Below are 17,409 nucleotides of genomic sequence, written 5' to 3'. Positions count from 1 at the left end.
CGGTCCGTCGCGGCGATCGTCGTGGTCGTGCCGATGAGCGGAATCATCGTCGCCCATCATGCCTCCTGTACCCGGCGCAACCCGCGAATCCCGCCGGTCCGATGAGCGTTTCGCTCACCCGTGCCACTGTCGTCCTTGTCTGCCATGGTCCCCCGCCCGCGTCTCAGGCGTGGGCGTTCACTGCCGTTCGAACCCCTCGTCGGCGGGGTCGGGCTGCCCACGGAACCGGCGCAGGAGCCGGCGCCCGGCCAACAGCAACAGCAATATTCCGGCACATGCCGTAATTATGGCCAAGGCCTGTCCGTAGGCGTTCGAGCGGACCGAGACCGAGGTCGGCTCCCCTAGCGCTACGCCGTCCGGCGTGGTAAGGGAAATCGGAATCACCAGCTTACGGCTGTCGCTCACCTCGGTCGGAATCTGGAACGACCTGGTACCGGAGGGCGGAAGCAGCTGTTCGCCGATATCGGTGATGTTCGTCTCGGCGGGCGCCTCGATCCGGAATTGCACCCGGATGGCGACCGGCAGTTCGTTGCGGGCGACCAGCAGCAGCGGGCTCTGCTCGGAGGCCAGCGTGTACACCCCACCCGGCGGCAACACCGACACCGACGAGAACATGGTGTCGAGTTCCTTGGTGACCTGATCGATGCGGCGCTGGGCGTGCAGATCGGCGAGCGTGTCGTCGTCGGCCCTGCGGTCGGACAGGCTGAGCGCGCGCAGCAGGTCTTCGCGGGCCGGGGTCAGGAAGGCGTGCGGGGTGAGTTCCGATTCCGGCAGCTCGACCAGCGCGCGCATCAGTTCGGTGATCCGGGCGCCCTGGTCGCGGACCGGTGGCACGAACCGCTCCGGCGCCGCGTCCTGGGCCGCACGCGGCAGGTATTCCAGCGCGTACGGGCGCGGATCGGGCGCCTGGGCGACGAGTTCGGCGAATCCGCGCGGGCTGGCGAGGTTGTTGCGGGTCAGCAATTCGACCTGCTTGAGCAGCGCGATGCCCTCTTCCCGATTGGCGCCCCACTGCTGCGGTGGCATCAGCAGCTGCGAGCGCGGCCGCTCCGGCGACGGGTTGAGCGCGGACCAGGCGATCGCGCCGAGCGCGTCCTGCAACCGCGCGGCGCGCGAGTCGTTGGTGACGTCGAAGCGCACTTTCGACGGGGTGAACGACGGCGTCGGCGGGTTCGAGCCGACGGCGGCGAGCGCGGTCGCCGACCAGATGTCGAAGGTGGTCACGCGCAGCGCGGGGTCGGTGCCCGCCGGCGCGCCCGCGGGCGGTTCGACGCTCACGGTCGGCACCCGGACGACATCCGGCGCCGCCTGCTCCCCACCCACGACGACGCCCGGCTCCAACGTCACCGGCGCCGAGGTCAGCGCGTTCTCGGTATCGCTGCTCGCGCCGTCGGTCGAGACCGCCGTGCTCGCCAGCACCGTCGTCCCGTAGCCGTGGTCGCGCAGCAGCTGCCCGGCCGGGTCGTCGATGCTGCCGGAGTCGGGCAGGCTGACCCCGCGCAGCGAACGGGTGCCCAGGATCGCGTCGACCACGTCGGCGGGCGCGGTCAGCGCGCGCGCGGACAGGCCGGGGTCGTTCACCGCGGCCAGCGCCGACACGTCGACCTGCGCGAATGGCAGGGCGACGGTGCACATGGACCCGGCCAGGGCACGCAGCCGGTCGAGCCAGGCCTGCGCGCTCGCCGCCCCGGTCCCCTCCCTGGTCGCGCCGCTGGGGTCGGACGGGCTGGCCAGCACGCGGTAGCCGCGCGTCATCGTCTGCACGGTGGAGACCAGGTCGGGGTCGATGGCGATGCACACCGAACTCGCCACGCCGCGCTCGCGGCCGGGACCCGGCGCGACCGATTCCAGCGCGGCGACCAGTTGCTCGAGCCGCCCGCCCTTGCCGACGGAGACGGCCAGCTCGTCGTCGAGCAGTTCCGGCTGCCCGTTGACCGAGCCCGGTTTGCCCGCGACCATGCGCGGCCGGTCGGCCAGCGGCCAGATCAGCGTGGTGGCCACCGGCGTCGCGTCCGCGGGCGCGGGCACCGGCTCACTCGCCGCGCTGGTCGCGTCGCCACCGGCGCCGGGCAAACCGAGCACCGGCAGCAGGAAGCGGGCGTCGTCGAGCCGGGCCTGGGTGCCGTAGGCGGGTTCGCCGTTGACATTGAGCAGCAGCGGATACACCCCGGGGTCGGTCAGCCCCAGCGAGGCGCCCTCGCCCCCGGCGCGCAACGCGATGCGCACCGAGAACTGCTTGCGCTGACCGGGACTCAGTCGTTCCGCCACATCCTGGAACGGCCCGGTGACCTCGTAGTTCACTTGATCGAGCCGCAGCGAACTGCGCAGTCCGCTCGGGGACTGCACCGGCGCGGCCCGCTGGATCCGCACGCTCACGTCGTCGACGACCCGGTCGCCGATATTGGTGACCGTGCCCGACACCGTCAGCATCGGGTCGCTGCTCGTCGTGACCGTGCCCGGCGCGACGGCGTCCAGCGTCAGCTTAAGGAACTTCGGTGTGCTCGCGCCCGACCCGTTCGGCTGCGCGTGCGCGACCGAAGGCAGAAGCGTCACCGAACCCAAGATGGTCAGGACCGCCGTGATCAGCCGGAACAGTCCACCCGTCATCGCTTGCCGGTCTCCATCCGGTCGATCATTCGATTCGCCACTTCGGCCAGCCGCCGTTCGTCGGCGTAGGCCAATCGGGAATCCAACTCGCTCAACGGAACCCACGCAACCTGGGTGACTTCCACGTCGGCGTCGGACAGTTCACCGCCGAGCGAGCGCAGCAGGAAATGGTGCACGGTCTTGTGTACCCGCCTGCCCTCGGTCACGAACCAGTAATCGATACTGCCCAGTTCGGCGACGACTTCACCGTTGATCCCGGTTTCCTCGGCGACCTCGCGGATGGCGGTCTGCTCGGAGGTCTCGCCGGCTTCGATATGCCCTTTGGGCAGCGACCACAGCAGCCTGCCCCGGCGATCGGTGCGCCCGATCAGCGCGGCGGAGCGGTGCTCACGTGGACCGTCGAGACCGTCGACGACCAGGCCGCCCGCGGAGGTCTCGCGGACCGTGCGCATCCGCGGCTTGCCGGCATTGCTCGCCGAACCGCGCCGCCGCGGCTGGCGGCGTCGACTGTTCGCGCGATCGGCCGGAGGAGACACCCCGCCAGCTTAGCTGGCCCGCCCCGCTCGCCCGCCTCCCCGGGAATTCAGCGTCTCTCCCGGTAGCACGGCCGCTGGCAGTCGGTCCCGCGATGGGTACGTGACGACCGGACGGCGGCTGCGGAGTTACCCATGTGCTCGCGTCATCCAGAACAGCAATGGCTGCCGACCAACGGATGGTCCGCCGGGTCGGGCTCGGGAATCGATTCGACGTCGTCGGTAAGCTGCCTCTTCGTGGTCTCTCCGAACGTTGTCCCTGATGCTGTGGCCGATCGGCGTGCGCGGCTGCTGGCCGCGGCGGCGGTGACACTGGGGCAGCTATCGGATGTGCTGACACCGCTGGGCGAGATGTTCGCCGAGCGTGGGCATTCCCTCTATCTCGTCGGCGGCAGTGTCCGCGACGCCGTGCTCGGGCGGCTGGGCAACGACCTGGACTTCACCACCGACGCGCGTCCCGAGGTCGTGCAGGAACTGATGCGCGGCTGGGCCGACCACCTGTGGGACACCGGCGGCCTGGCCTTCGGCACCGTGAGCGCGGCCAAGGACGATCAGCAGCTCGAGATCACCACCTTCCGCGCCGACACCTACGACCGGGTCTCGCGCAACCCCGATGTCACCTTCGGCGACACCCTCGAGGGCGACCTGGTCCGTCGCGATTTCACGGTCAACGCGATGGCGGTGAAGATCGCCGCCGACGGCTCGCTCGAATTCGTCGACCCGCTCGACGGTCTCGACGCCCTGCTCGACGGCGTGCTCGATACCCCTGCCGCGCCGCAGGATTCGTTCGATGACGACCCGCTGCGGATGCTGCGCGCCGCCCGTTTCGTCGCCCAGCTCGGTTTCGACGTGGCGCCGCGGGTGCGGGCCGCGATCGTGGAGATGGCGGAGCAGATCGACCGGATCACCGCCGAGCGGGTGCGCACCGAACTCGACAAGCTGATCGGCGCCGCGCATCCGATCGACGGCATCAACCTCATGTGCGACACCGGCCTGGCCCAGCGCGTGCTGCCCGAGGTGCCCGCGATGAAGCTCGAGATCGACGAGCACCACCAGCACAAGGACGTCTACCAGCACTCGCTGACCGTGCTCTCCCAGGCGATCGACCAGGAGGAGGGCGACCCCGACCTGGTGCTGCGCTGGGCCGCGCTACTGCACGACATCGGCAAGCCCGACACCAAGCGCAACGAGCCGGGCGGCGGCGTGAGCTTCCACCACCACGAGGTGGTCGGCGCGAAGATGGTGCGCAAGCGCCTGCGCGCCCTGAAGTATCCGAAGGTGTTCACCGAAGAGGTCGCGCGGCTGGTGTTCCTGCATCTGCGCTTCCACGGGTACGGCAAGGGTCAATGGACCGACTCGGCGGTGCGCCGCTACGTCACCGACGCCGACGACCTGCTCGATCGCCTGCACAAGCTGGTCCGCGCCGACTGCACCACCCGCAACAAGCGTCGTGCCGCCGCCCTGCGCGCCACCTACGACGAGCTCGAGGAGCGCATCGCCACGCTCAGGGAGCAGGAGGACCTGGCGCGAGTGCGGCCGGACCTGGACGGCAACTCCATCATGGAGCTGCTCGGCCTGTCGCCGGGACCGCAGGTCGGCAAGGCGTGGAAGTACCTCAAGGACCTGCGGCTGGACCGGGGCCCGATGACCCGCGAGGAAGCCGAGGCCGCGCTGCTGGAGTGGTGGGCCGCCGAGAACGCCTGATCAGAACACGATCAGCGTCGTCCCGGCGACGATGGCCGCGCGGATCTGCGCCAGGTCGAACGAACCGGTGGTCTCGGGCAGTTCGATCCGGAAACGGACCTTGTCGCCGCGACGGTGCGCGTAGGTGATGCTCGCCCGGTTGGGCAGGTCGTCGAGCAGCAGCGCGGGGGCGGGCACCGCGCGCTTGGGCAGCCGGATGCCGTGCCAGGTGGCCTTGCGGATGTCGATGGTGAGCAGGTTGTCGTAGACCTGCGCGTCGACCAGGGCACGCATCTTGCGGGTGCGGTGGGTGGCGACGATGCGGCCGCGGTCGTCCAGGTGGACCCGCCAGTCGAGATTCTGGGCGTCCACCCACTCGACCAGGGCGCCGATGCCGATGGTGCCCTCGATGTCGAGCTGCTGGACCCGGATCTTGGTCGGCACGCCGGGAATCAGCCGGACCCCGTGCGCGATGACGGTGACGGCGTCGAACGGATGCGAGTCCCAGACCAGGTCCGACAGCACCGTCTTGCTCTGGAAATGCGCGCCCCGCCTGCGCACCTTGAACACGTCCAGAGTGGCGGTGAGGTCGTGCCCGAGCAGGGTGGCGCTGACTTCCTGGCCGCCGAATCGGCTGAGGATGCCCTCGCTGAGCACGGTCATCAACACGTCGGGCATCAGCGCGGTCACGGTGCCGGAGCCGAGGTCGGCGACGGGATCGGCCCAGGAGGTGGTGAAGCCGAGCCACTGATCGATCCATGACGGGTCGAGCAGGCGTTTGCCGAGATCGACAGCGCCCGACAGTGACCAGGACTTCGGATCGAAATACGTGGCCATGATGGTCCGAGCGTACTTGGCCGCGGGCGCGGCGGCCATGGTCGGCGGCGTGTTGGGGTCGCGTCACAACCGGGGGCCGCGCAACCGCGCCCCGGTGACGACGGCGCGAACGGAATCGTTCATGCTCGAAGACATGCCGCTGGACCTGAACAGTGACCTGGGCGAGGGCTTCGGCCCGTGGCGGATGGGCGACGACGCCGCGATGTTCGACATCGTCACCAGCGCCAACATCGCCTGCGGTTTCCACGCCGGCGACCCCTCCACCATGCGGCGGACCTGCGAACTCGCGGTCGCCAAGGGCGTGCGGATCGGCGCCCACGTCGGCTATCGCGACCTGGTCGGCTTCGGCCGCCGCGATATCGCCATCGCCCCGGCCGACCTGCGCGACGAGGTGCTGTACCAGATCGGCGGGCTGGCGGCCTTCGCCCGCGCGGCCGGCGACCGGGTGCACTATGTGAAGCCGCACGGCGCGCTGTACCACGCCGCCGCGCGGGACCGGCTGCTCGCCGACGCCGTGCTGGCGGCGGTGGCCGAGGCCGACACCGGGCTCGCGCTGCTCGGCCCGGCGGGCACCGAGCTGGAACGGGCGGCCGACCGGGTGGGTGTGCGTTTCGTCGGCGAGGGTTTCGCCGATCGCGCCTATACCGCGACGGGCACGCTGGCGTCGCGCGGAGTTGCCGGGGCGGTGCTGTCGCCCGACGACGCCGTGGCGCAGGCGGTTTCTCTTGCGCTGTCGGGCACCGCGCGTACCGTAGACGGTCCCGGTACGGTCGCCGTGTCCGTGGCGAGTGTGTGCGTACACGGCGATTCCCCCGCCGCTGTGGAGATGGCCCGCCGGATTCGACGGGCGCTCGACGACGCCGGAATACCGGTGGAGCCGTTCGGCTGAGGGTGGGAGGCAGGATGGACGAGGCAACGAGGGACTCCACGAACGACTGGAACGCGCGCATCCGGCCCGCGGGCGACCGCGCGATGCTCATCACCCTCGACGATCCACGCCCGGTGCAGCGCCTCGCCTCGGCCCTGCGCGTGCACGCCATCGCGGGCGTCCAGGATGTGCTGCCCGCCGCGGAAACCGTTCTGGTGACCATGCATTCGGTGAGTTACGGCGTCCAGGTGCGGCGCGAGCTGGTCGCTCTGCTGGACCGCCTGGATCAAGAACCGCCACAGCCGGATTCGCCCGATGTTTCCCGTGGAACACTGCCCGACAGCGAGTTTCCCGACGACGTCGTGGAGATTCCGGTCCGCTACGACGGGGCCGATCTGCCCGAGGTCGCCGACCTGCTCGGGCTCTCGGTACCCGAGGTGATCGCGGCGCACACCGGAACCGTCTGGCGGTGCGCGTTCGTCGGTTTCGCGCCCGGCTTCGGTTATCTGACCTCGCCCGACGGCCGGTTGTCCGTGCCGCGCCGGGCTCAGGCCCGCACCGCGATCCCGCCCGGCGCGGTGGCGCTGGCGGGCGGCTATTCGGCGGTGTATCCGCGGGGCACGCCGGGCGGGTGGCAGTTGATCGGCAATACCGATCTGCGGATGTGGGTGGTCGACCGCGATCCGCCCGCGCTGGTACGGGCGGGAACGGCGGTACGGTTCGTCGATACGGCGGCCGACGGGGACAAGGCATAACACCAGGCTGCTCAACGATGCGCCGCCTCGACAGCGAATCGGGGAGTGATCGCATGCTGATCTTCATCGAGCGGGTGGGGCCGCTCGCGACGATCCAGGACCTGGGGCGACCCGGCTGGTTCGATTCCGGGGTGGGCCAGGCGGGGGCCGCCGACCGCGCCTCACTGCGCCTGGCGAACCGGCTGGTCGGCAATCCGGAGGAGCTGGCCGCCATCGAGGTGCTGCTCGGTGGACTCGCCCTGCGCGCCGACGCCCATCTCACCGTCGCGGTCACCGGCGCCCCGGCCCCGGCCACCGTCGACGGGACCCCGGTCGGCCATGCCAGCGTGCTCGAACTCGCGGAGGGGCAGGTGCTGCGGCTCGGCCTGGCCCTGTCGGGTCTGCGCAGCTATGTGGCCGTGCGCGGCGGCATCGACGTGCCCAAGGTGCTCGGTTCGCGCAGCCGCGACACCCTGTCGGGCATCGGCCCCGAACCGCTGCGGACAGGTACGCAACTGCCGGTCGGACCGCCGCCGCGCACCCTGCCGACCGTCGAGTTCGCGCCGGTCCCGGTGCCGCCGGAAGTGCTGACCGTGCGTGCCCTGCCCGGCCCACGCGCGGAGTGGTTCACCGATCCCGGCGAGCTGTTCCACGGTTCCTGGGTGGTCTCCACCGACACCGACCGGATCGGCGCGCGCCTGGATCGCGCCGACGGCCCGCCGCTGGCCCGCGCGATCACCCGCGAGTTACCCGCGGAGGGGGTCGCGCTCGGCTCGGTCCAGGTGCCGCCGAGCGGTCAGCCGGTCGTCTTCCTCGCCGATCACCCGATCACCGGTGGCTATCCGGTCATCGCCGTGGTGCTCGACGCCGATGTGGACCGGGTGGCCCAGGCACGGCCCGGCGAGCGCCTACGGTTCGTGCTCGCGCGCTGATCAGCGCGGCGGATTCAGCCGCGCGTGCATCAGGTACACGTTGTAGCTGTCCCACGCCGACATCGTGAAGTACAGGTCACGCGCGGTCGACCAGGGGTGGATGAACCCGCCGTACGCCTTGGGATAGTCGGCGGTGGAGACCAGCGGGACCGTCTCGGTCCACCTTCCCTGCGGTTGCGCCGCGGTGCGCAGCACGATCTGGTTCGCGGCGGGGTCGAGGTAGACCATCTGCCACTGCCGGCTCTCCTCGTCGAACCGCACCGACAGTTCGCTGGCCATGCCGAGCACCAGCGGCGTCGCCGAATTCTCCGCGGCCGGCGCCCAGTTGCCGTCCACCCAGTATTGATAGGCCGTCTTGTTGAGGACGTCGTCCTTGCGCACCCTGGCCAGGCCGATCACGCCGATCCGCCCGTTGGGCGTGCCGAACATGTAGACGTAGTCGCCGTGCGGCACCATCGCGGCCACCTGGAACCGGCCGACGCCGAACATGTTCTCCCAGCGAGCGTGCTGATCCTTGGTCCAGGTCTGCCCGCCGTCGTCGGAGTAGGCCAGCCCGCCGTAGTTCGTCAGCCACATTCCGGGCACCCTCGACCAGTGGTTGACCGACATGTAGCTCAGGAACTGACGCTTGCCGATCGCGAACCCCGAGGTCGGAATCGTGGTGGTCTCCCAGTTCCTGATCTTGCGGCTGCCCAGCAGTTCGGCGGCATGGCACGGGCTGTCCTGCACCATCGAATCGATGACCAGGCCGTCGTCGAGGTTCTTGTCGGTGCTGTAGGCGAGCACATTGGAGCGCCAGTCGGCACTGTCGGCGCCGGCGCCGCCGTAGGTCCAGCCCTCGCCGAAGGTGTCACCGAACACCATGGCCACCTTGCCCGGTTCGGTCTCCCAGAACAGGCCGAGGTCGGTGCCGTCGACCTGCCAGCGCATATCGGTCCGATTGCTCGACCCGTGCCCGGTGACCTGCTCGACGAGCCGCACCGATTCCACCGTCCGGGCCGCGACCGCGGGCCGCACCGGACCCGGCTCGACCGGGCGCACCACGGGGGCGGGCGGCTCCTGCGCCGGTTCGCCCTCACCGCCCGGCACCGGGATCGGGATGGTCTCGATCTCGGGCCTGATCCGGATGCGCGGCAGCGAGATCGCCGACCCCGATCCGGACCCCGATCCCGAGCCGGTCGAGGTGCCGCCCGACTCGTCGATCCCGTCGTCGGGTTCGGGCGTGTCCCTGACCTCGGGGCACGGATTGCGGCAGGGATCCGACGGCAACGGCGCCTGTGCGACGCGGGTGTTGTCGTGCGGCGGATCGGGCACTGGAACCGGCGTCAGCTCCGGCACGATGACCGGGATGTCGATGGTGGGCGCGATGATCGGCGGCGGGGGCGCGGCGGGATCGGGCAGCCGGTTGAGCGGGTCGAATCCCGTCTCGCCACAGATGTTCACCGGCGGCGGTGTCCACGGGAACGGCGCCGCGAGCACGGGCGCGGCGAGCACTACCGCCAGCAGTGCACCGAGTGCGGTCGAACCGTGCGGTACCAGCGTTGTGCCCATGCCCAACAAATACCACTGATGTAGTTCGGATTTTCCGGAACCGGACGGCGTGCGCGCGCGTCCAACCCGTATGTGAACGACATCGAGTTCGTCTTCGGGACCGGCGACGGCATCGTGCATCACTGGTCGGGGCAGGCCGAGCTGGCCCTGGCCGACACCGGCGTCGCCGACGCGCTATGGCTCTCCTTCGACGGTGACACCGGCGTCGACGACGCCCCGTGGGACTCCGATCGCGACGGCGCGGCCGAGAGCGTCGTGCCCGACATCCCGCTGTTCGTGGTCGACCACCGCGCGGTGCTGGCCCAGGAACCGGCCGGCGCGCTCAGCAGGCCGCCCTGGCTCGACGGGCATTGAGCGCGATCGCCACGACCCCGAGCGCGTAGACGGCCGCGCCGGCGAGCACCACGCCGATCGAGCGGCCGTCGGCCGGGATCACCAGCGCGGTGACCGCGATCGCGAGCACGAAGGTGATGTTGAAAACAGTGTCCTGCAGGGCGAATACCTGCCCGCGGTGATCGTCGTCGATGTCGATCTGCATGCTCGCGTCGCCGGTCAGCTTTATCGTCTGGCCCGCCAGCCCGAGCCCGAAGGCACCGGCCAGCAGCAGGCGGTGCGCGTTGTCGACGGACGCGCCGGTGGCCAGCGCGATCGGGGTCACCAGCGTCAGCTGCACGGCGACCGCGGTCACCAGCCCGAGCAGGACCGTGCGCGGCCTGCCCAGGCGTGGGATCAGCACCGGCGCGAGGATCGCGGCCAGCAGCATGCCCGCCGCCGCGAATCCGATCGCGACACCGAATCCGACCAGTCCCCCGCTCATCTCGTCGTTGCCGGTGGGCTGGCGCAGGACCAGCACCATGATCAGGGTGTTCATGCCGAAGACGACGCGATGCGCGCCGATGCCGATCATCGCCGTCGTCACCGTCGTCGCGCGCCAGACCGCGACCGCGCCGGTGCGCAGACCGGTGGCGATCGCGTGCACGGTGCTCTCCGAAGTGGCCGAACCACTTTCGGGCCCGAGCACGCCGTGCCGGAAGCCCGCGGCCAGCACCGCGCCGACCACCGAGCCGATCCCGCTCAGCGCCACGGCGACCGCCGACGCGGCATCGCCGGCCCCGATCAGCGCGATCACCGCCACCGACGCCGCGGCGCCGACCCCGGCGCACACCGAGGCGACCGTCGCGAGCACCGAGTTCATCGGCACCAGCCAGCGCTGTTCGAGGACCCGCGGCAGCGCCGCCGACACCCCGGCCAGCACGAACCGGCTGATGCCGACGGTCGCCAGCGCCAGCAGCAACAGCGGCGTCTCGTCGATCCCCGCGAACAGCCCGATCGCGGCCAGCCCGATCAGCACCGCCCGCGCCACGCTGGCGATCAGCAGGACGTTGCGCCGGTCCCAGCGGTCGAGCAGCGCGCCAGCGTAGGGCCCGAGCAGCGAGTACGGCAGCAGCAGCACCGCGAAACCGGCGGCGATCGCCAGCGGATCGGTCTCACGTTCGGGGTTGAACAGAATGGCGCCCGAGAGCGCGGCCTGGAACATCCCGTCACCGAATTGGGCCGCGAGCCGCAGCAGCGCCAGGCGCGGCATCTGCGGATTCCGCCGGAAGACACCGCGGCTCTCGCGCAGCAGATGTCGCAGCGAGGCAGGTGACTCATCCGCCGGATTCGAGCCGTCAAGGCGATGAGTCGACACCTCGTGAGAATAGTGGTGCCAGAATTGAGGCGGCGGTACGGGTGCGAGCAGGAGGAACGTATGTCCACATCGACGACACCGCGGATCGAACTGCACCGCGGTGGTGACCGGATGAAGACCCGGATCTCATGGCTCGATTCCAAACACTCGTTCTCCTTCGGCGAGCACTACGACCCCGACAACACTCATCACGGGCTGCTGCTGGTGAACAACGAGGACGTGGTGCTGCCCGGCGAGGGCTTCGACACCCATCCGCACCGGGACATGGAGATCGTCACCTGGGTGCTCGGCGGCAGCCTGGTGCACCAGGACTCGCTCGGCCACAGCGGCATCATCTATCCGGGGCTGGCCCAGCGGATGAGCGCGGGCACCGGAATCTTGCACTCGGAGAAGAACGACTCCTGGCGCCTCGACGGCAAGCTGCCCGAGCACGACGAACCGGTGCATTTCGTCCAGATGTGGGTGGTGCCCGACGAGCCCGGGGTCGATCCGGGCTATCAGCAGCTCGAAATCGATGACGAGCTCGCCGGCGGCGGCTTGGTGACCGTGGCCTCCGGGCTACCCCGGTATCGCGATCGCACCGCCATCGCGATCAACTCCTCGCACGCGGCCATGCATGTCGCCCGGTTGCCCGCCGACGGTCCGGGCGTCACCTTGCCGGAAGCCCCCTACCTGCATGTCTTCGTGGCGCGCGGGGAGGTCGAGCTCGAAGGCGTCGGCACCTTGGCGCAGGGCGACGCGGTCCGGTTGACCCGCTCCGGCGGCCAGCTGGTGCGGCCACACGGGGACGCCGAGGTCCTCGTCTGGGAGATGCACGCGCGCCTGGGTGGGCAGTAGCTCAGGCCGAACCGGGCTCCCGCAGCAGCGCCGCCGACCGCGCGTTCGTGCGGGTGGCGGCGACGATCTGGGCGAAATCGGGCCGGTAGTCGCCGTCGGGTTCCTGCATCCAGGTGCGGTAGCCGCTGCGTTCGTCGGCCGGCGAGGGCAGCACGATCTCGCTGCCGGGTAGGGCCACCGAGGCGCACACCCGGAACAGATCGGCGAACAGCACGGTGTCGAGGTAGGAATTGTCGGTGGGGCCGGTCAGGAAGGTCCAGCGGCCGGAGCGGGGATGGGCGATGATCGGCCCGCAGCGCTGGCCGCGGCCGATCAGCAGGCCGCGCACCCGTTCCCCCAGCGTGGACGGCATGACCACCGCCCCCACCGCGCCGATCTCCAACATGATCCGTCCCAGCGTCGAGTCGACCACACCGTAGAGCCCGTTGTGCTTGCGGTAGTGACGGCAGCGCGCCAGCGCATCCTGAGTGGCCGAGTACTCCTCGGCCGCGGTATACCCGCCTTTGTCATCTGTGCGCGACGTGCTCATCACGACCTCGTCTCTGTCGACGGTGACTCGATGTAGCTGTGGATTCGCTCGATCGGAGTGGATCGTTTCATCACGAACGGGTGGAGCGGGAAACTTTTTCATAACGGCAGGACGTAAGGGAAAATTGCCGTTCTACACAGCCTAATGCCGCACAACCACGCTGACAATAGTCAGTAGCTAGCGTGTCGGTCGGCGTAGCATATTCGGACATGTCCCCCGTTTCGCCGACCGCCGCGCGCTGGGAACTGGTGCTGCGCCTGCGTGAACTGCGCGAGCAGCGTGGCTTCGACTCGGCGGGGTTCGCCCGCCGGGTCGGCTTCACGCCGGCCAATTGGTCGCACGTGGAGAAGGGCAGGCGCGTTCTCACCCGCACCACCATCGAACCGGTCCTCGACGTCCTCGATGTCACCGCCGACGAGCGCACCGAACTGCTCGCCCTGCTCGAGGCCAGCAAGCAGCGCGGCTGGTGGACCACGGCCTCGGCGCTGATCGGTCCCGAACTGCAGCGGCTCTACGGGATGGAGGCGGGCGCGCAGAGCATCCGCAGCTACGACAGCCTGATCGTGCCCGGCCTGCTCCAGACCGAGGCCTACGCGCGCGCCCTGATCAGCGCCGACGTGATGATCCGCCCGGTCCAGGTCGACCAGTTGGTCGCGATCCGGCTGCGCAGGCAGCAGCGGCTGCGCGGCCCGGAGCCGCTCGAGCTCACCGCGGTGCTCGGCGAGGCCACGCTGCGCCAGCAGACCGGCGGCGCCGAGGTGCTGCGGGGGCAGCTGCGACACCTGGTGGAGTTGATGCGCGAACTCGATTCCGTCGATGTGCGCGTCATCCCGTTCAGTGCACCCGAAGGGGCGGTGCTCGGCGGTTCCAGCTTCCATCTGATCGACTTCGCAAGCGATCAGCTACCTACCTTCGCGTGGGCCGAGAGCGCCGTCTTCGGTGGCCCGGTCGACGACGCCGAGCAGGTGCGCGATCTCGGCTTCGCGTATGTGCGGGCCAGGGAGCAATCCCTTTCCCGCACCGAATCTCTCGCGCTGATCAGGGAGTATGCCAGCGTGTAAGATTCTGGGTATGTCCACCACCGCTCGTCGCCGCCCGGCCGATCACGGCTGGTTCACATCGTCGCGCTCCAATAACGGTAACCAGTGTGTCGAGGTCCGCTTCGACGGCGACATCGTTCAGATACGTGACAGCAAATTTCGTCGCAATCCGATGAACGCCGGCCTCGACGAGCCGATCATCACCGTCGAGACCGACCTGTGGACCGCGTTCCTGCACTGCCTGCTCAGCGACCGCCGCCACCCCACCCTGCTCGCCCAGGTAGCCGCCGACGGCTCCGCCACCCTCCGCCACCACGACATCCGACTCCATTTCACCGCCGGCGAATGGGAGGCCTTCGTGGCCGGCGTCCGCGACGACGAGTTCGTCTGCGCCTGACGGCGGTACGCGGGTGCGGGGTCCGAGGCCGCCACACGCGTCGGAGGTTGTCGGCATACTGGAGCGCGTGACTTCCGATCCGATCAGTCCCTCCGGTATCGATCTGTCCTTCCGTGACCAGGCGGTGCGCGTCCAGGACGACCTGTTCGCGCACGTCAACGGGCAGTGGCTGGCCGGGTACGAGATCCCGGCCGACCGCGCGGTGGACGGCGCCTTCCGGACGTTGTACGACCAGGCCGAGCTCGACGTGCAGGCGATCATCCAGGACAGCGCGGCGAACGCGTCCGACGACGCCGACGCCCGCAAGATCGGTGACCTGTACTCGAGCTTCATGGACACCGACGCGGTGGCCGCGGCCGGTTTCGCGCCGGTCGCCGCCGAGCTGCGCGAGATCGCCGAGGTCGACAGCCCGAGCGCGTTCGCCGCGCTGCTCGGCCGCCTGCAGCGCACCGGCGTGCGCGGCGCGCTGGGCTACTACGTCGACACCGACGACAAGGACTCCACCCGCTACCTGGTGCACGCCACCCAGTCGGGCATCGGTCTGCCGGACGAGTCGTACTACCGCTCCGACGAATTCGCCGAGATCCGCGACGCCTACCAGGCCCATCTCGCGAAGATGTTCACCATCGCCGCCGCCGACCCGGCGCTGGCCGGGCTGGTGCCCGCCGATCCGGCCGACGCGGCCCGCCGCGTGTTCGAGCTGGAACGCACGCTGGCCGCCGGCCATTGGGACGTGGTGCGCCGTCGCGACGCCGAGAAGAGCTACAACCTCACCACGTTCGCCGACCTGGTCGCCGAGAACCCCGAATTCGACTGGGCCGCCTGGGTGGACGCCGTCGCCGCGGGTGTGGACCGCAGCGGGTCCGAGCTGTTCGCCGAGCTCGTCGTGCGCCAGCCCGACTACGTGCGCGCCTTCGCGCAGGCGTGGACCGCGGTGCCGCAAGCGGATTGGCGCGACTGGGCCGTGTGGCAGGTGCTGCACGCCAGGGCGCCGTTCCTGACCGACGAGATCGTCGCCGAGAACTTCGACTTCTACGGCCGCACCCTCACCGGCGCGCAGGAGAACCGCGAGCGCTGGAAGCGGGGCGTCTCGCTGGTGCAGGAGCTGCTCGGCGAGGCCGTCGGCAAACTGTATGTGGCCAAGCACTTTCCGCCGCAGGCCAAGGCGCGGATGGTGGAGCTGGTGGCCAATCTGCAGGAGGCCTATCGCCGCAATATCGCCGACCTCGAGTGGATGGGCCCGGACACCCGCGCCGCCGCGCTGACCAAGCTGGAGAAGTTCACCCCCAAGATCGGCTACCCCGACACCTGGCGTGACTACTCCGCGGTCGAGGTCGACCCGGCCGATCTGGTCGGCAACTACCGTCGCGGATATGCCGCCGACCATGACCGTGACCTGGGCAAACTGGGTGGCGAGGTGGACCGCGGCGAGTGGTTCATGACCCCGCAGACGGTCAACGCCTACTACAACCCGGGCATGAACGAGATCGTCTTCCCGGCCGCGATCCTGCAGCCGCCGTTCTTCGACATGAACGCCGACGACGCCGCCAACTACGGCGGCATCGGCGCGGTGATCGGCCACGAGATCGGCCACGGTTTCGACGATCAGGGCGCCAAGTACGACGGCGACGGCAACATGAAGGACTGGTGGACCGACGCCGACCGCGCCGAGTTCGGCAAGCGCACCAGGGCGCTGATCGACCAGTACAACGTGCTCTCCCCCGCCGACCTGGCCGATGAGCACACCGTCAACGGCGAGTTCACCATCGGCGAGAACATCGGTGACCTGGGTGGCCTGTCGATCGCCCTGGCCGCCTACAAGATCTCCCTCGACGGTGCCGAGCCCCCGGTCATCGACGGGCTCACCGGCCTGCAGCGCGTCTTCTACGGCTGGGCCCAGGTCTGGCGCACCAAGGCCCGCCCCGAGGAGGCCATCCGCCGCCTCGCCGTCGACCCGCACTCCCCGCCGGAGTTCCGCTGCAACGCCGTGGTTCGCAACATCGACAGCTTCTACGAAGCCTTCGACGTCACGCCCAGCGACAAACTCTTCCTGGCTCCCGACGAGCGCGTGACAATCTGGTAGACCACTGTCACCTGGTGCGATGATCTGGGCCGCGACCGATCACAGGCGCGTTCGCCGCGGCGGGTGCCGGACGTAGTGGTGGTCGGCTCCGAGGTCGGCGACCGAACTCGGCTGCGTGCCGAGCAGATCCAGGTGGCTATCGAGATCGCGACTTCTGGTGAATCCGCGGTGCGCGGCGAATATCGCATTACGCCGAGGGCGACCGGGTCGGTGACGTTGACCGACCCGTGCCCACTGACCATCGAGCTCGATGGGCTCGTCGGCGGACGGGTTGTTTGATCGCTACGGTAGTGGGGTGCGCTGGAAGCAGGTCGCTGACGATACGTTCGTGATTCGTGGGACCGATGTGAATATGGTTCTGCTGCGGGAGGGGTCGGCGCTCACGCTGATCGATGCCGGCTGGCTCGGTGATGCCGGGGTCATCGAGCAGGCGGTGCGTGAGCTCGGGCATCGGCCCGAGGACATCGTCGCGGTGTTGCTGACCCATGCCCATCTCGATCATGTGGGGGCGCTGAATCATCTGCACCGGCGCTACGGGATTCCCGCGTACACCAGTGCGGTCGAGGTGCGGCACGCACGGGGGGAATGCCATGAGTCGGCCACGCCCCTGGACGTGATCAAACGGCTCACCGATCGGAGCACTATCGCGTGGGCCGCACGGATCACCGCGGCGGGTGGTCTGCGCAAGAACACCGTCGCCCACATCCAGCCCTTCCCCACCGCCGGCGCGCTGGACTTCCCCGGCAACCCGATCCCGATCGCCTGTCCCGGCCACACCTCGGGCCATTCGGCCTTCCAGCTGCCCGCGGCCGGCGCCGTCGCCACCGGCGACTCCCTGGTCACCGCGCACCCGACCTCGAGAATCCAAGGGCCCCAGCTACTCCCGAGCTTCTTCCATCACTCCGTCCCCGACACCCTGGCGGCACTCGCCGCGCTCGAGTCCGTTCCGGCCGATCTGGTTCTGCCGGGCCACGGCCTCCTCTTCACCGGTGGTGTGGCCGAAGCCGTCGCTCGAGCCCGCGCGACAGCCGTCCGGTCCGGAACTGCCAACAGCGAGTAGTCGACTCATCGGTGGCATCTGAGCCAGT

The 17,409-nt window shown here is 69.7% G+C and carries 17 protein-coding genes; 11 read left to right on the top strand and 6 right to left on the bottom strand.

Annotated features, from left to right (window positions below; translation table 11 throughout):
• Window positions 1-177: 177 nt before the first annotated feature.
• Both Q7X29_RS01455 and Q7X29_RS01450 read right to left on the bottom strand, forming a co-directional pair.
• Window positions 178-2,607 carry a DUF6049 family protein gene (locus Q7X29_RS01455; protein WP_316573086.1) on the bottom strand — a complete coding sequence of 810 codons (2,430 nt, stop codon included), beginning with the start codon at window positions 2,605-2,607 and terminating at the stop codon, window positions 178-180.
• Window positions 2,604-3,059: an NUDIX hydrolase gene (locus Q7X29_RS01450; RefSeq protein WP_255588811.1), complete on the bottom strand. Its 456-nt coding sequence runs from the start codon at window positions 3,057-3,059 to the stop codon at window positions 2,604-2,606. Before Q7X29_RS01450 ends, Q7X29_RS01455 begins: the two co-directional genes overlap by 4 nt.
• 348 nt (window positions 3,060-3,407) lie before the next feature.
• On the opposite strand from Q7X29_RS01450, the gene Q7X29_RS01445 reads away from it, so the two are divergent.
• Window positions 3,408-4,844 (top strand): CCA tRNA nucleotidyltransferase, encoded by a 1,437-nt coding sequence (locus Q7X29_RS01445; protein WP_316573085.1) that lies wholly within the window; start codon window positions 3,408-3,410, stop codon window positions 4,842-4,844.
• Here the strand turns inward: Q7X29_RS01445 and Q7X29_RS01440 are convergent, their stop codons facing one another.
• Window positions 4,845-5,699, bottom strand: coding sequence for a hypothetical protein (locus tag Q7X29_RS01440; protein WP_316573084.1), 855 nt, complete (start codon window positions 5,697-5,699; stop codon window positions 4,845-4,847).
• Between the two features lie 94 nt (window positions 5,700-5,793).
• On the opposite strand from Q7X29_RS01440, the gene Q7X29_RS01435 reads away from it, so the two are divergent.
• The 3 genes from Q7X29_RS01435 to Q7X29_RS01425 are packed head-to-tail and all read left to right on the top strand — an operon-like array spanning window position 5,794 to window position 8,194.
• The gene (locus tag Q7X29_RS01435; protein WP_316573236.1) at window positions 5,794-6,549 is read left to right on the top strand and encodes a LamB/YcsF family protein; all 756 of its coding nucleotides are present in this window, start codon (window positions 5,794-5,796) and stop codon (window positions 6,547-6,549) included.
• A gap of 14 nt (window positions 6,550-6,563) precedes the next feature.
• Window positions 6,564-7,283 carry a 5-oxoprolinase subunit B family protein gene (locus Q7X29_RS01430; RefSeq protein WP_218722256.1) on the top strand — a complete coding sequence of 240 codons (720 nt, stop codon included), beginning with the start codon at window positions 6,564-6,566 and terminating at the stop codon, window positions 7,281-7,283.
• Between the two features lie 53 nt (window positions 7,284-7,336).
• Entirely contained in the window at window positions 7,337-8,194 is an 858-nt protein-coding gene (locus Q7X29_RS01425; protein ID WP_316573083.1) for a 5-oxoprolinase subunit C family protein, read from the top strand.
• Here Q7X29_RS01425 and Q7X29_RS01420 read toward each other — a convergent pair whose 3' ends face one another.
• A complete protein-coding gene (locus tag Q7X29_RS01420; protein WP_218722254.1) occupies window positions 8,195-9,745 on the bottom strand; it encodes a DUF4185 domain-containing protein in 1,551 nt (516 codons plus the stop codon).
• A gap of 72 nt (window positions 9,746-9,817) precedes the next feature.
• Here Q7X29_RS01420 and Q7X29_RS01415 point away from each other — a divergent pair, with 72 nt between their 5' ends.
• Complete coding sequence (locus tag Q7X29_RS01415; RefSeq protein WP_316573082.1) at window positions 9,818-10,099, top strand: hypothetical protein; 282 nt, start codon at window positions 9,818-9,820, stop codon at window positions 10,097-10,099.
• Here the strand turns inward: Q7X29_RS01415 and Q7X29_RS01410 are convergent.
• Window positions 10,068-11,330, bottom strand: coding sequence for an MFS transporter (locus Q7X29_RS01410; RefSeq protein ID WP_316573235.1), 1,263 nt, complete (start codon window positions 11,328-11,330; stop codon window positions 10,068-10,070). The genes Q7X29_RS01415 and Q7X29_RS01410 overlap by 32 nt on opposite strands.
• Before the next feature lie 165 nt (window positions 11,331-11,495).
• Here Q7X29_RS01410 and Q7X29_RS01405 point away from each other — a divergent pair, with 165 nt between their 5' ends.
• Complete coding sequence (locus tag Q7X29_RS01405) at window positions 11,496-12,272, top strand: pirin family protein (RefSeq protein WP_218722252.1); 777 nt, start codon at window positions 11,496-11,498, stop codon at window positions 12,270-12,272.
• A 1-nt stretch (window position 12,273) separates the two neighbouring features.
• On the opposite strand, the gene Q7X29_RS01400 is transcribed toward Q7X29_RS01405, so the two are convergent.
• Entirely contained in the window at window positions 12,274-12,801 is a 528-nt protein-coding gene (locus Q7X29_RS01400; RefSeq protein ID WP_218722251.1) for a hypothetical protein, read from the bottom strand.
• Between the two features lie 209 nt (window positions 12,802-13,010).
• Between Q7X29_RS01400 and Q7X29_RS01395 the strand changes: the two genes are divergently transcribed.
• The 5 genes from Q7X29_RS01395 (at window position 13,011) to Q7X29_RS01375 (ending at window position 17,381) form a co-directional block, all read left to right on the top strand.
• Window positions 13,011-13,862 (top strand): helix-turn-helix domain-containing protein, encoded by an 852-nt coding sequence (locus Q7X29_RS01395; RefSeq protein ID WP_316573081.1) that lies wholly within the window; start codon window positions 13,011-13,013, stop codon window positions 13,860-13,862.
• Window positions 13,863-13,872: 10 nt separating this feature from the next.
• Window positions 13,873-14,238, top strand: a complete 366-nt coding sequence (locus Q7X29_RS01390; protein WP_316573080.1) for a DUF397 domain-containing protein — start codon at window positions 13,873-13,875, stop codon at window positions 14,236-14,238.
• A 67-nt stretch (window positions 14,239-14,305) separates the two neighbouring features.
• Entirely contained in the window at window positions 14,306-16,321 is a 2,016-nt protein-coding gene (locus tag Q7X29_RS01385; protein WP_316573079.1) for a M13 family metallopeptidase, read from the top strand.
• Window positions 16,322-16,399: 78 nt separating this feature from the next.
• Window positions 16,400-16,600: a hypothetical protein gene (locus tag Q7X29_RS01380; protein ID WP_218722247.1), complete on the top strand. Its 201-nt coding sequence runs from the start codon at window positions 16,400-16,402 to the stop codon at window positions 16,598-16,600.
• Window positions 16,601-16,649: 49 nt separating this feature from the next.
• Window positions 16,650-17,381 carry an MBL fold metallo-hydrolase gene (locus Q7X29_RS01375; RefSeq protein ID WP_316573078.1) on the top strand — a complete coding sequence of 244 codons (732 nt, stop codon included), beginning with the start codon at window positions 16,650-16,652 and terminating at the stop codon, window positions 17,379-17,381.
• The last annotated feature ends 28 nt before the right edge of the window (window positions 17,382-17,409 follow it).

Source organism: Nocardia canadensis, assembly GCF_032656385.1.
Lineage (GTDB): Bacteria > Actinomycetota > Actinomycetes > Mycobacteriales > Mycobacteriaceae > Nocardia > Nocardia canadensis.
Note: the sequence above shows the minus strand (reverse complement) of the source record. Positions and strands in the feature narration are given on the sequence as shown.

Bases quoted from the DNA above. Each gene is read 5' to 3' on its own strand.
- Q7X29_RS01400 (WP_218722251.1), bottom strand. From the start codon at position 12,801: ATGAGCACGTCGCGCACAGATGACAAAGGCGGGTATACCGCGGCCGAG.
- Q7X29_RS01410 (WP_316573235.1), bottom strand. From the start codon at position 11,330: ATGCCGCGCCTGGCGCTGCTGCGGCTCGCGGCCCAATTCGGTGACGGG.
- Q7X29_RS01390 (WP_316573080.1), top strand. From the start codon at position 13,873: ATGTCCACCACCGCTCGTCGCCGCCCGGCCGATCACGGCTGGTTCACA.
- Q7X29_RS01440 (WP_316573084.1), bottom strand. From the start codon at position 5,699: ATGGCCGCCGCGCCCGCGGCCAAGTACGCTCGGACCATCATGGCCACG.
- Q7X29_RS01450 (WP_255588811.1), bottom strand. From the start codon at position 3,059: ATGCGCACGGTCCGCGAGACCTCCGCGGGCGGCCTGGTCGTCGACGGT.
- Q7X29_RS01455 (WP_316573086.1), bottom strand. From the start codon at position 2,607: ATGACGGGTGGACTGTTCCGGCTGATCACGGCGGTCCTGACCATCTTG.
- Q7X29_RS01430 (WP_218722256.1), top strand. From the start codon at position 6,564: ATGGACGAGGCAACGAGGGACTCCACGAACGACTGGAACGCGCGCATC.
- Q7X29_RS01425 (WP_316573083.1), top strand. From the start codon at position 7,337: ATGCTGATCTTCATCGAGCGGGTGGGGCCGCTCGCGACGATCCAGGAC.
- Q7X29_RS01420 (WP_218722254.1), bottom strand. From the start codon at position 9,745: ATGGGCACAACGCTGGTACCGCACGGTTCGACCGCACTCGGTGCACTG.
- Q7X29_RS01395 (WP_316573081.1), top strand. From the start codon at position 13,011: ATGTCCCCCGTTTCGCCGACCGCCGCGCGCTGGGAACTGGTGCTGCGC.
- Q7X29_RS01435 (WP_316573236.1), top strand. From the start codon at position 5,794: ATGCCGCTGGACCTGAACAGTGACCTGGGCGAGGGCTTCGGCCCGTGG.
- Q7X29_RS01405 (WP_218722252.1), top strand. From the start codon at position 11,496: ATGTCCACATCGACGACACCGCGGATCGAACTGCACCGCGGTGGTGAC.